The sequence below is a fragment of the Donghicola tyrosinivorans genome (genome assembly GCF_003003355.1).
Classification (GTDB): domain Bacteria; phylum Pseudomonadota; class Alphaproteobacteria; order Rhodobacterales; family Rhodobacteraceae; genus Donghicola; species Donghicola tyrosinivorans.
Genome location: NZ_PVTQ01000003.1, coordinates 421,576 through 434,458, shown reverse-complemented (window position 1 = coordinate 434,458; position 12,883 = coordinate 421,576). Strand labels below are relative to the sequence as shown.

Below are 12,883 nucleotides of genomic sequence, written 5' to 3'. Positions count from 1 at the left end.
ATTCCTTCTTTATCGTCCAAATACTCATGCCGACGGTCCAAGATGCTCATTCTGCTGCCACCCTCTGATGGGCGACCGGCGCCACGGCCGCATCGCGAAGCTCCAACGTCGCGCGGATTTTGCCTTTACGGCCATCCTCGTAGGTCACTTCGGTTTCGGTGTAGATCGTAGGCGAGCCGTCATAGAGCGCCCCCACCAGATCGTCGAATTTCTCGGCGATGATCTTGCGACGCACCTTGCGGGTACGGGTTAATTCACCATCGTCCGCATCCAGTTCCTTGTGCAGCACAAGGAAGCGGTGGATCTGGCAGCCCGACAGCATCTCGTCCTGCGCGACGCTGCGGTTCACCTCTTCCACATGCTTCTGGATGGTCTCCAGAACCTGCGGATGACCGGCCAGTTCCTGATACGATGCATAGGCGATGTTGTTGCGCTCGGCCCAGTTGCCCACCGCCGTCAGGTCGATGTTGATGAAGGCCGTGCAACGATCTTTGCCTGCCCCGAACACCACAGCTTCCAGAATATTCGGGAAGAACTTCAGCTTGTTTTCCACGTACTTGGGCGCAAACAGGCTGCCATCGGCCATCTGGCCCACGTCCTTGGCTCGGTCAATGATCCGCAGATGCCCGGTCGAGGGTTCAAAGAAGCCCGCGTCGCCAGTGGCCACCCACCCTTCGGCATCCTTGGTGTCGCGGGTGCTTTCGGGGTTCTTGTAGTACTCAACAAAGGTACCGGGGCTGCGGTAGAAGACCTCGCCGCTATCGGCAATCCGCACCTCTACGCCGGGCGAAGGTACGCCCACCGTGTCGCTGCGCACTTCGCCGTCGGGCTGCTGCGTGATGAACACGCTGGCTTCGGTCTGACCGTAAAGCTGCTTAAGGTTGATGCCCAAAGCCCGATAGAAATCAAAGATTTCCGGCCCGATCGCCTCGCCTGCGGTATAGCCAACACGCACCTGACCAAAGCCAAGCATGTTCTTCAGCGGACCATAGACCAGAAACTCGCCCATGGCGTATTTCAGACGGTCCATCATCCCGACGGATTTGCCATCCAGAATGGCCGGACCCACTTTGCGGGCATGGGCCATAAAGTGATCGAACAGCCACTTCTTGGTTTTGCCAGCGTCTTCCATGCGGATCATGGTCTGGGTCAGCTGGGTTTCAAAAATCCGCGGAGGCGCAAAGTAATAGCTCGGCCCGATTTCCCGCAGATCGGCCATCATCGTCTCGGGGCTTTCGGGACAGTTCACACAGAACCCCGTCCAGTACGCCTGCCCGATCGAGAAGATAAAGTCCCCGACCCACGCCATCGGCAGATAGGCCAGAACCTCATCACCTGCACGCAGATGATCGAATTCCGAGCTATTCTTGGCCGTTTCAATCATATTGCGGTTGGACAGAACCACGCCCTTGGGCTTGCCGGTGGTGCCCGAAGTGTACAGCATCACGCAGGTGCTGTCGTAGTTCAGCGCATCACGGCGGCGGTTCAGTTCCGGTGTCAGCTCGTCCCGCGCCGCATAGCCCTGCTCTTGCACGTGGCTATATTCATGCAGACGGGTGTGATCATATTTCCGCATCCCGCGAGGATCCAGATAGATCATGTGTTCGAACTGATGCAGGGTTTCCTGCACCTCGATCACCTTGTCCACTTGCTCCTGATCGCCCGCGATGACGAAGCGCGCGCCGCAGTGATCCAGCACATAGGCCATCTCTTCGGCGTTCGCGTCCTGATACAGCGGCACCGGCACGGCACCCGCCGCCTGCGCGGCCACCATCGACCAGTACAGATACGGACGGTTGCGGCCGATAATGGCGATGTGGTCACCGGGCTGAATGCCCAGATTGATCAGGCCAAGGGCCAGCTTTTCAATTTCAACAGCGGCTTCGGCCCAGCTCCAAGTTTGCCAGATGCCGAATTCCTTTTCGCGATTCGCGGGTTTGCCGGAATACAGCTGTGCATTCCGTGCCAGCAGCGCTGGAAAGCTTTCCAGCGCGCCGGCTGACGCCTGCGTGTTTACCACGTTAATCTCCTCCCTATGTCCGGTCTCCCCTCCGGACAAATCGCTTGCGCGATTCATAGACCCATTGGGTCACGGGTAGAGGTTGGTGGTCAACTTTTTCCTGAAGATTTCCGAAATCTAACGAATTGTAACAGCGCAAAAACGGCGCTTGCGCCCGCCTTTTGGTTGCCGCCAAATGATGGCCGGAGGAGCCATGTCAGACGCAACATACGCTATACATGCCATGACGGTTTCGGGGCTCAACCTGATCCAGCAGGCGCTGTCGATTTTTGATTCCGACCTGCGACTGGCGGTCTCAAACCGGCGCATGCAGGAACTGTTCGATCTGCCCGATGAACTGGTGACCCCCGGCGTCGCCTTTGAAGAGGTGATCCGCTATCTGGCAACCCGCGGCGAATACGGGCCGCTGGACGATCTGGAAGGATTCGTCGCCACCCGCGTCGAGCAAGCCCGCACATTCGCCCCCCATTATATGGAGCGCACCCGCGCCAACGGCCGTATCATTGCGGTCGAAGGCAACCCTCTACCCGGCGGTGGTTGGATCACCGTTTACACGGACATCACCCAGACCAAACGGCAAGAGGCGCTGCTGCGCGCGCGGTCCGAAGAGTTGCACGATCAGGTTCTGTCATACGCCGAAGATCTGTCAGCCGCGAACCGCGAACTGGCCGCCACCAACGCCGCATTGGAAGAGGCGACCGCCCGCGTCACCGCCGCCGAGGCCCGCATCCGCCTGACCACCGAAATGATGCCTGCCCACATCGCTCATGTGGGGCTGGACCAGCGTTATACCTATTCGAACCGGCAACTTTCGTGGGTCATGCCGGGCCGCCCCAAGGAAATCCTTGGCCTGCACATGCGCGAGGCCTTGGGCACCAGCACCTACGCAAAGGTCCGCCCCTATCTGGACGAGGCCCTGCAAGGCAAGGCCAGTGCGTTCGAGATCACTCACGACGCCAGTTCTCGCCGCCTGCGCGTGGCCTTCACGCCCGATCTCAGCACCGGCCAGATTTCCGGCGTCAACATCCTGTCGATGGACGTGACCGAGGAAACCCAAGCCCGCGTCGCCCTGCAACAGTCCAAAAAGCGCGAGATGGCCGCTCAGTTGACCAGTGGTCTGGCCCATGATTTCTCGAACCTTCTGACGATCATTCTGGGGATGCAGTTCAAGCTGGCCCGTATGCCCCTGCCCCCCGAGGCCGAAGACCTGATCAACGCCACCATCAACGCCGCCAAACGGGGCGGTGTGCTGCTGGACAAGATCGCAGGCATCACCGCGGGCCGCGAGGTGCACCTGCTGCCCGTGAAAATGCAGGATTTCCTGCGTGATCTGGGCACACTGGCACGATCCGCGCTGCCCGAGGGGATGGACCTGACCGTTCAGGATGATCTGGAAGATTGCACCCTGCTGCTGGATGCGGGCCTCTTGCAGGACGCGGCCCTGAACCTTGTGCTGAACGCCCGCGATGCCAGCGCCCCCCACGGCCGGATCACTCTGCGCCTGCGGGCCATCGCGGACACTTGGGTCGAGCTTTCGGTTAGCGACACCGGTCCCGGTTTCTCTGAGGCCGCCCTGACCCACGCACTGGACCCCTTCTACACCACCAAGGGCGGCGAAGGGTCGGGCCTTGGCCTGTCGATGGTCTATGACATGACCAAAACCGCAGGCGGCACGGTGACCCTTGGCAACACTTCCCAAGGGGGCCGCGTCACCATCCGCCTGCCCTACCGCGCAGCCCCTGTTGCAAAGGCGCCGCGCATGGTTCTGCTGGCCGAAGACAGCCCAGACATTCGCGCCGTCGTGCGCGACATGCTGACCAGCGAGGGCATTCCGGTGATCGAGGCCACCTCGGCCGAAGAGGCGCTGGCCTTGGCCGCCCAACTGTCCGAGATCGACTTTGTGCTGTCCGATATCTCGCTTGCGGGGACCATGACAGGGGTGGACCTGCGGGCAGCGCTGATGCACTTGGACACCCCGACGCCAGTGACGCTGATGACTTCGCTTCCGGAAACCCACCCTTTGCACGCTGCCGCCCGCGATGGCGGCACGGTACTGAAAAAGCCCTTTGACCAGCGCATGCTGACCGCCGCCATGGCACAGGAGATGACACGATGACTGCGCCGCTGGTCACAATCCTAGACGATGAACCCGATATCCGCCGCCTGCTGGCCGACACGTTGGAAGAGGCGGGCTTTCGCACTCTGTCCTTTGGCCGCGCCACAGAATTCGAGGCCGCTCTGAAAACCACCACCCCCGATCTGTGCCTTGTTGATCTGTCCCTGCCCGACAAGGACGGTCTGACATTGGTCCATCGACTGGCGCTGGAACAGGGGGCGACAGTCATCATCATCTCGGGCCGTGCGCAGGTGCAAGACCGCATCACGGGGCTGGAACTGGGGGCCGATGACTACATCATCAAACCCTTTGACCCGTCCGAGGTCGTGGCCCGCATCCGCGCCCGCCTGCGCAAAGGCAAAACGGCCGCCGCATCTGCGGGCGATACCGCCCAGTTTGAAGGCTGGACCGCACATTTTGACCAATTCACCCTTGTGGACCAGAGCGGTGCCGAGACCCCCTTCAGCCATGCCGAAGGGGCCGTTCTGCGCCTGTTTCTGGAAAGCCCGAAACGCCTGATCACCCGCGCCTATATGCAGGAAACATTGGGCGGTGCGGCGGGCGAAAGCTTTGACCGCGCGATGGATGTACGCATCTCGCGCCTCAGGACCAAGCTGCAGGAAGACCCCAAGAACCCGCGTCTCATCAAGACGATCTACGGGGCGGGCTACATCTTTCTAGGCGATGTGGTCTGGCGGTAAACCGCAGCTTGCCCTCACGCCTATCGGCGCGTAGTCCTTTGACCGAAAGATCAAAGGAGCTCCCATGACCGAGATCACTCTGGTCCGCCACGGACAGGCCAACAGCGGCGCACAGGATGAGGCCAGCTATGACCGCCTGTCCGATCTGGGCCACCAGCAGGCGCGCTGGCTGGGGGACTATCTGCACGGGCTGACTGCCTATGACCGCGTGATCAGCGGCGCGATGCAGCGCCAGATCGACACCGCCAAAGGGCTGAACACCCGCGCCCTGCCCCACAACACCGATCCCCGCCTGAACGAGTTGGACTACTTCGGTCTGGCCGACGCCCTGCGTCTGCATTCAGGCGTTCCGATTCCAACCAATGCCGCGGAATTTGCCGCCCACGTCCCCCAAGTGCTGGACGCATGGCGCAACAACGCCCTTGAGGGCCTGTCCGAAACCTACGACCACTTCCATGACCGCATTTTCAGCGCCCTGCATGACGCAGCCAGCAGCGGGCAGCGCTGTTTGCTGGTGACCTCGACCGGCGTGATCTCGACCCTGACGGCGATTGCGCTGGGGCTTGAGGACGCCGCACGTGTTAAGATGTTCCTTGCGGTGGCCCATACCTCGATTCACAAATTCTCGATTCATGGCGATGAGTTGCACCTGACCCAGTTCGGCGCCACGCCTCATCTGGATCACCCCGACCGTTTGCACGCCCGTACCCACGTTTAAGCCTGTTTAAGAAAGTCCCCAGCTATGTCTCAGCCCCTTCACCTTTGGGTCCGCGCCGAAAGCCGTCCCGATGAACAGCGCGTTGGCATCACCCCCGCAGGCGTTGCCGCTATGATCGACACGGGCTATCGCGTGACGGTCGAAGACAGCCACCAGCGCATCATCCCGATCAGCGACTACCAAGCCACCGGCGCTGAGATCGCACCCGAAGGCAGCTGGCCCGCGGCCCCCAAGGACGCGATCATCTTTGGCCTCAAAGAGCTGCCTGACGATGACTCGCCCCTGATCCACACGCACATCATGTTCGGCCACGCCTTTAAAGGGCAGTTCGCCGGTCAGCGCCTGCTGAAACGCTTTGCCCAAGGCGGCGGCACCCTGCTGGATCTGGAATATCTTGTGAATGCCGACGGTCGCCGCGTGGCCGCCTTTGGCTATTGGGCCGGTTTTGCAGGCGCGGGCGTGTCGCTGCTGGCGTGGGCCGCGCAACAGCAGGGCGCGGTCTGTCCCGCCATTCAGGCGCATCCCAGCGTGGACAGCTTTATCACCCAGATCCGCAGCGCCATGACCGCCGCCAGCGAGGGCAAACCCCGCGCCATCGTCATCGGCGCTTTGGGCCGCGTGGGCACCGGTGCCGCCGATCTGTGCGAACGTCTAGGAGTAGAAACCACCCGCTGGGACATCGAAGAAACCCAGCACGGCGGCCCGTTCCCCGCGATCATGGAACATGATCTGTTCCTGAACTGCATCCTCGCCCGCCCCGGCACACCGGTCTTCGTGCCCCGCAGCGCACTTGATCTGCCGCGCAGCTTGTCGGTGATCGGGGACGTAGCCTGCGATCCGGACAGCGATTACAACCCCGTGCCGATCTATCACCGCGCCACCACTTGGGCCGAGCCTGCCCTGCGCGTGACCGACACGCCGCCGCTGGATGTCGTGGCCATCGACAACCTGCCGTCCTTGCTGCCGCTGGAGTCCGCCGATGACTATGCCGAGCAGTTGCTGCCATGGCTGCGCCAGTTGTCGGGTGATGAAGGCGGCGTCTGGTCCCGCGCCCGCGCGACCTTTGCGCAGCACATGGCAGAGCTGAACGGGTAATCGCTGCCCTGAACGAAAAACCGCAGACAGCTGTCGAATAAAACCGAACGCTGTCTGCGGAAACCAACCGGTGCGCTAGTCTAGGCGAATGTCCGGTGCCGTGATCTGACTGATCAAACCGCCCGCGTTCACTGCATGATAGATTGAACGGGGCGGGCGCGATGCCCCGTCAACACGGCGCTCAACCCAGTTCTTTTCTTCCATAGTTTTCAGAGACTGCGACAATGCCCGATCCGTGATCGTTGGCAGGGTCCGCTTGATCTCATTGAACTGGCTTGGGACACGCAGGGTACTAAGCACCGGCAAGGTCCACGACCGGCGCAGCAAAAGCCGGTCTTCGTCCTTGGCACTTTGATAAACCTTATGGGCCATCGCCGCCGCCGCTATCCCCGCTTGTGTCAGGCGAAACTCGGGGCGCAGGGGGTGGCCGTAGCCGGGGTTTCGTTCAAGCAAGCCGATCTTGATCAGATGCTCCACGCTTTGGGCAAAGGCCGTTCTGCTGGCCCCTGTTGCGACCAACAGCGGGGCTTGCCGTCCGGCGATGCCGGAATGCAGGCTGGACAATATGGGCACGGCCCACGCCCTAGAGGAAATGTTGACAAGTTTTCTTATGTCCATAAAGTATAGTTAGTATATTCTTGTGCATTTGGAAAGCCGGAAAGCCCATGAGCCTTGTTTCACTGAACCAGAACATCACCATCGCACTTTCTGTCAAAGACCGGCACGCCAGCGCCGATTGGTACAAGACCATGCTGGGATTTGAGGTGCTTTATCATGCGGATGAGGCTGGCTGGTCCGAGCTTCAGACCAACACACCCGGCGTCACCCTTGGATTGGGCGAGCACACCAAGCCCGCCCCCGGCAACTGTGTGCCGGTATTCGGCCTGACCGATCTGGACACCGCCCGCCAGAAACTAAGCAGGCCAGCGTCAAATTTGACGGGGAAACGGACGTTGTCGAAGGGATGGTCAAGACCGCCACGTTCTACGACCCCGACGGCAACGCCCTGATGCTGGCCGAAGATCTAACCGGCGCATAAATGTCGAAAGGCGCCCTATCTTGGGCGCCTTTGCTTATTCGTCGTCGTCATCCTCAAGACCCAAGGCGTCCAGACCGTTTTCCAGATGGTCCGCCAGATGGGGCATCCCCATCAAATAGCTGCTGGTGGCGGTGGTCGCCTCGTTCCGCGCAGTCTCGCGGGCCTCTTCCAACTCGTCTGCGGTAAAGCTCTCGCGGCCGATCCAAGCGACGCAGACCAGATCGATCTGCTCGTCCTCATTCAGGTCATCGATAAACTCGGCCAGTTCCGAGCCATCCATCGAGGTCGGCTGACCCTGTTCGTCCTCGGACAGATCCTCGGTCAGCACTTCGTATTCCTCGGCGGTCATGCGCATTTCATGGGCCAGAGAAACGATGTGAGCAATCTTAGAAGCGGATATCTGCAACATGATGCGTTCCTTGTTAAACCTGTTCTGGCAGGCAGTGTGATGCCTGTTCGACCCTGCGCGCCTTGATCTACAACAAGACGACAGTTAGCCGACAATCCGGTAATAAAGACTGTCCGGCAGGAACCGAGACAGCCGGAACACCCACGAAAACAACGTCGGAAAATTGCGCGCAAAGCTGCGCCCATTCATGTGTTCGAAGATTTCCCGCGCAGCCTCATCCGGTGTCATGAGGAAAGGCATCTTGAAATCATTCTTGTCGGTAAGGCGGGTCTTGATGAAACCTGGGTTCACCAGCTGCACCCGAACGCCGGTGCGGCGGATGTCGGCGTGCAGGGTCTCGGCCAGAGACATCACGCCTGCCTTGCTGGCCCCATAGCCCACCGCACCCGGCAAGCCGCGAAAGCCGGACAAGCTGCCCGTCAGCACCAGATGACCGTGATCCCGCGCGATCATGCGCGGCAGCACCTGCCCAACACAGCGCAAAGCACCGATGAAGTTGATCTCGCCCATCGTGGCCAGCTTTTCCGCGTCCACTTGCTTGGCATCCATCGGCCAGTAGACCCCCGCCAGATAGACCATGCCATCCACATCGCCCACGACCTGCGCGGCCTGCGCAACGCTGTCCGCATCGGTCACATCCAACGGCACGACCTGCGCCTCGCCGGGCAATTCATCGGCCAATTCGTTCAGGCGATCCTCGCTGCGGGCGCTTAAAATAACCTTGCACCCCACGCGGCTTAGCTGATGAGCCAGCGCCCGACCCAGCCCCTCGCTTGCGCCGATCAGCCAATAGGTTTTCCCCGTCCACTCGTTCACATGTCCTCCTTGCGGCGCATGGTGGCCACCAGTTCCGCGACCTTGATCCCGAACTTGCGAAACTGGCTGCGGTTCACGACCGCGCCGTTCGGGGCAAGGTACATCCAGTCCGTCACGTCCAGCACATGCCCGCCCGATTCCTGCGGCAAGCGAATGCGATACTTCAGCTGCACCGCATCCCCGCTTTGCCAGCCTATGCCGGTACCAACCAGATCCTCCGCCTCGGCGGTGATGCGGCCCTGATTATCCACCGACAAACGCCATTCGCGGTCCTGCGTGGTGCCACTGTCGTAGGTGAAGAACTCGGTCATGCGGCCCTTGTTCCCCTGCCAGTCCGCATTCATCTGCGCACAAAACCGCGAGGCCACGCGGCCCATGGGGCCATAGATCACCCCTTCGCAATCAATGGGGCCGTTCAGCACCGCGCGGATGTCAAAACTTTGCGCACCGCCCGCATAATCATCGGGGGTTTGGGCGCGAAAGCTGGCCAATCGCTGAGCCAGCAGCACCAAAGCGAAGGCCACAAGCAGACCCGCAAAAAAGAACACAACACTAGACATCTTGAATATCCTCTAACGAAGTCATCAGCAGCAGAAGCGCCGCACAGGCCTTGAGCACACAAGGTAGCGCGGCATACAGCACCGTCAGCGCCCACAGGGCGCTTTCGGTATTTTCAGAGCCGGACTGAAAGCCAAAAGCCCCGAGCAGCGGCAAAAGTGCGATCGCCGCCACGGCCAAAGCGGCCTTATTCACAAAGGACCAGAGGCCAAACCCAATGCTGGCCTCGGGCACGATCTGCGCCATTCGGTGGGCGAATAGTGCAGGCAACAGGGTCATATCCGCCCCGACAGCCGCGCCCGAGGCCGCGCAGATCACCGCAAACAAGGCAACATCGCCCGCCTGCAACGTGACTGCGCCCGCGAAAGCCACAATCGACAGCCCCATCGCGGTCAGCAGCATTTTCTTTGCCCCGAACTTGCGGGCCAGAGCGCTCCAGATCGGGGCGGCAAGGGCGGCACAGGCGAAGAATAGCAGCAGTAGCGGCCCCTCGGCCCCTGCGGCGCTGAGGCGGGCATCGACAAAGAACAGAAACAGGGTCGAGCTAACGGCCACGGGCGCGGCATTCATCAGCGCCACCAGTAAAAGCCGCCGAGCAGGCCCGTCCGCCAGCACAGGGCGCAGCGCGTTCAACCCTATGTCCGGCCCCGCGCCCGCAGCCTGCCATTCACTGTGCATCGCAATGGTTGCCACAGCGGCCAACACTAGAAAGCCCACCGCGAACCCCGCGAAGGGCTGGGAAAGCCACGCCCCAAGCGCAACCGGCGCGACGGCTGCCACGCAGATGCCGATCAGCCCGCCGGTCTCTCGCCATGCGGCCAGCCGCAGGTGGCTGCCTTGGACATCCTTCGCCCGCTGCACGCCGGTCGCGTAGAAGAGGATTGTCAGAAAGCTGAAGGCCGAGAACAGCAGCGCTAGCGTCAGGGCAAACCAGAGCAGCGGCGCGACAGGCGGAACCACAGCAAAAAGCCCCACCATCGCCGCCGCCAGCAGCGCAGCCGCCACAGCCGCCGCAAACCCTCTGTGACGCAAGCGCCCCGCCAGCATTCCCAGCAGCGGGTCTTGCACCACATCCACCAGACGCAGACCAAACAGCACCACACCCAGCGCGGGCAGGCCCACGCCGTAAGCGTCTACATAGAATTTGGGCGCGTGCATGTAGATCGGCAGACCCGCCGAGGCCAATAGTGCCGCAAACAATGCGTAGGCCCCCAATGGGACCTGACGGGCTATCACCGGCTGACCTCCTTGAGCGGGGCGTCAGGGGCCGAACGGAAGCGGGCGCGCTTAAACGCCAACTTCAAAGCCTGCCAGTGGATCAAGGTCAGCACGCGGCGCGACCCAAACGGCCGCCGCCACATAGCCCGCAGAATGGTGCGGTTGGTCAATGGCGCTCGGCGTCCCGTGAGCGTCGCAGTTACCCCGCCTTCGCCGTGGGTGAGGTCAATCCAAATGCCAATCCGCTCATCTCGCACGTCAAACCGGAACCGATAGCCCCCAGAAATCGGCTGAAAAGGCGAGACGTGGAAGATTTTACGCGCCGTCAGAACGTCCTCGGCCCCGATCGCCTCCAGATCATAGCGGTAACACAGATAGCTGTGGCGCTGGCCGAAAGTGTTGGTGACCTCGGCAATCACAACGCGCAACTTGTCCGAGGCATCGAAGCTTAGCCAGAAGCTGACCGGATTGAACACATGCCCCAGAACCCGCGGCTGGGTCAGAAGCAACAGCCGTCCACTACTAGGCAGATCATGACTGGCCAGCACCTCACGGGCCCAAGCGGCCCCCTTGCCGTGATGCGGAACGCCCCCATGTTCATGATCGGACACCGAAAACAGGTTCCAGCGGTTGCGGCTGAACAGGGTCGGAGCAGATTGCTGGACCTCAGGCTCTAGCAGCACATAGTCGATGGAATAGCGAAACGCGTTCTCGATCCCGCCTTTGCGCCCGTGCCATGTGTGGGCGTCCAGATGTTCGATCACATCGCTCATTCCGCCGCCACCGCCCGCGATTGCACTTGCAGTGTCGCGGCCACTTCCAGCCCACTGGACAGGCCGTCTTCGTGAAAACCGTTCTTGGCCCAAGCGCCGCAAAACCATGTGTTGCGGGTACCGTTCACCTCGGGCAGACGCTTTTGCGCGGCCAAAGCGGCAAGGTCATAGACCGGATGGCGCAGGACCGTTTGATCGTAGATCAGCTCTTCACGGATCGGACGACGGGTGTTCAGCGTCACCAGATGCAGGTCATCATGGGGGATCGGCTGCAAATTATTCATCCAGTAGGTCAGATCGATCCCTTCAGAAGAGGGGTTCTTATCCTCACAATAAACCCAGCTGGCCCACGCAGACCGGCGCTTAGGCATTAAGGATGCGTCCGCGTGCAAGGTCACAGTGTTGGGCTGGTAGCGGATAGCCCCCAGAATCTCGCGCTCTTGCGGGAGGGGATCAGACAGCAGTTTGAGACTGTCGTCCGAGTGGGTGGCCAGAACCACTTCGTCAAAATGCTCCCATTCACCACCGACACAGCGAACCTCGGCCCCCAGACCCCAGCGGCGAATGCCCGCCACCGAGGCCCCAAGCCGCAATGTCACGCCGCGCCGTTTCATATCATCGGCCAAGCGGTTAACATATTCGACTGAGCCACCCGCGACCGTGTACCACTGGTGCTGGCCCGTGGCCTGCAACAGATTATGGTTCTTGAAGAACGAGATCATCGCCTGCGCGGGGAAATCCAGAATGCGGTCTACAGGCGTTGACCAGATCGCGCCGGACATAGGTGCCAGATAGAAATCACGGAACCCGTCGCTAAGGCCCATCCGCTGGATCAACTGGCCGATGGTCTGGTCGGGATCGGCTGCCACGCTGGCCTCGGCCCCTGCATTGAACCGCAGGATATCGCGCAGCATTGTCAGATACCGGACGTTCACCACATTCCGTTTCTGCGCGAAGATGCCCTGCAGGTTGGCCAAGCTAAATTCCAGCCGCCCGCCGTCGATCGAGGCACCAAAGCTCATGTCGCTTGGGACCACCGGCACCTTGAGCATCTCGAAGAAGCGCACAAGGTTGGGATAGTTCACACGGTTATAGACGATAAAGCCCGTATCCACCGGCTGATCGCCCCGCTTACCTGCAAGCTTGGTTCGGGCATGACCGCCAAGGCGTGGCTCCGCCTCAATTAGGGTGACGTCATTGCTGTCCGCCAGCGCCCACGCCGCCCCCATCCCCGAGATTCCACCGCCGATAATCGCGATTTTCCGACGTGCGCCGGTTTCAAACTCAAAGGGCATGCCCAGTCTCCTGTATGTCTTTGTAGGGGGTTACGCAGGCCGCAGCCGTTCGGATGAAAAAAACTCTGGCAAAAGTGATCCGGTTCCAACATCGCCCCGTATCCATTGCATGATGTTAGACAGCG

Annotated in this window: 12 protein-coding genes and 1 pseudogene; 5 read left to right on the top strand and 8 right to left on the bottom strand. The window is 61.1% G+C overall.

The window, feature by feature from the left end; all coding sequences use genetic code 11:
* Nucleotides 1-46: 46 nt before the first annotated feature.
* On the bottom strand, nt 47-2,020 hold the full coding sequence (locus CLV74_RS06900) for an AMP-binding protein (RefSeq protein WP_245888474.1): 1,974 nt from the start codon (nt 2,018-2,020) through the stop codon (nt 47-49).
* Between the two features lie 193 nt (nt 2,021-2,213).
* Here CLV74_RS06900 and CLV74_RS06895 point away from each other — a divergent pair, with 193 nt between their 5' ends.
* The 4 genes from CLV74_RS06895 to CLV74_RS06880 all read left to right on the top strand — a co-directional run bounded on the left by CLV74_RS06895 (nt 2,214) and on the right by CLV74_RS06880 (nt 6,650).
* Nucleotides 2,214-4,136, top strand: coding sequence for a hybrid sensor histidine kinase/response regulator (locus CLV74_RS06895; RefSeq protein ID WP_106263487.1), 1,923 nt, complete (start codon nt 2,214-2,216; stop codon nt 4,134-4,136).
* Complete coding sequence (locus tag CLV74_RS06890) at nt 4,133-4,837, top strand: response regulator transcription factor (RefSeq protein ID WP_106263486.1); 705 nt, start codon at nt 4,133-4,135, stop codon at nt 4,835-4,837. The genes CLV74_RS06895 and CLV74_RS06890 overlap by 4 nt, the downstream gene beginning before the upstream one ends.
* Before the next feature lie 64 nt (nt 4,838-4,901).
* Entirely contained in the window at nt 4,902-5,555 is a 654-nt protein-coding gene (locus CLV74_RS06885) for a histidine phosphatase family protein (protein WP_106263485.1), read from the top strand.
* A gap of 24 nt (nt 5,556-5,579) precedes the next feature.
* Entirely contained in the window at nt 5,580-6,650 is a 1,071-nt protein-coding gene (locus CLV74_RS06880; protein ID WP_106263484.1) for a saccharopine dehydrogenase, read from the top strand.
* A 75-nt stretch (nt 6,651-6,725) separates the two neighbouring features.
* Here the strand turns inward: CLV74_RS06880 and CLV74_RS06875 are convergent, their stop codons facing one another.
* Nucleotides 6,726-7,268 carry a winged helix-turn-helix transcriptional regulator gene (locus tag CLV74_RS06875; protein WP_106263483.1) on the bottom strand — a complete coding sequence of 181 codons (543 nt, stop codon included), beginning with the start codon at nt 7,266-7,268 and terminating at the stop codon, nt 6,726-6,728.
* Between the two features lie 47 nt (nt 7,269-7,315).
* Here CLV74_RS06875 and CLV74_RS06870 point away from each other — a divergent pair.
* Nucleotides 7,316-7,689 (top strand): annotated as a pseudogene (locus CLV74_RS06870) (VOC family protein).
* A gap of 34 nt (nt 7,690-7,723) precedes the next feature.
* Here CLV74_RS06870 and CLV74_RS06865 read toward each other — a convergent pair.
* From CLV74_RS06865 to CLV74_RS06840, 6 genes are all read right to left on the bottom strand, one after another.
* Complete coding sequence (locus tag CLV74_RS06865) at nt 7,724-8,098, bottom strand: DUF3775 domain-containing protein (protein ID WP_170107997.1); 375 nt, start codon at nt 8,096-8,098, stop codon at nt 7,724-7,726.
* An 84-nt stretch (nt 8,099-8,182) separates the two neighbouring features.
* Entirely contained in the window at nt 8,183-8,914 is a 732-nt protein-coding gene (locus CLV74_RS06860; RefSeq protein WP_106263482.1) for an SDR family NAD(P)-dependent oxidoreductase, read from the bottom strand.
* Nucleotides 8,911-9,474 carry a DUF3833 family protein gene (locus tag CLV74_RS06855; RefSeq protein WP_106263481.1) on the bottom strand — a complete coding sequence of 188 codons (564 nt, stop codon included), beginning with the start codon at nt 9,472-9,474 and terminating at the stop codon, nt 8,911-8,913. Before CLV74_RS06855 ends, CLV74_RS06860 begins: the two co-directional genes overlap by 4 nt.
* Nucleotides 9,467-10,708, bottom strand: a complete 1,242-nt coding sequence (locus CLV74_RS06850; RefSeq protein ID WP_425430968.1) for an MFS transporter — start codon at nt 10,706-10,708, stop codon at nt 9,467-9,469. The genes CLV74_RS06855 and CLV74_RS06850 overlap by 8 nt, the downstream gene beginning before the upstream one ends.
* Nucleotides 10,705-11,463 carry a DUF1365 domain-containing protein gene (locus CLV74_RS06845; protein ID WP_106263480.1) on the bottom strand — a complete coding sequence of 253 codons (759 nt, stop codon included), beginning with the start codon at nt 11,461-11,463 and terminating at the stop codon, nt 10,705-10,707. Before CLV74_RS06845 ends, CLV74_RS06850 begins: the two co-directional genes overlap by 4 nt.
* Nucleotides 11,460-12,758 (bottom strand): NAD(P)/FAD-dependent oxidoreductase, encoded by a 1,299-nt coding sequence (locus CLV74_RS06840; RefSeq protein ID WP_106263479.1) that lies wholly within the window; start codon nt 12,756-12,758, stop codon nt 11,460-11,462. Before CLV74_RS06840 ends, CLV74_RS06845 begins: the two co-directional genes overlap by 4 nt.
* Nucleotides 12,759-12,883 lie beyond the last annotated feature (125 nt).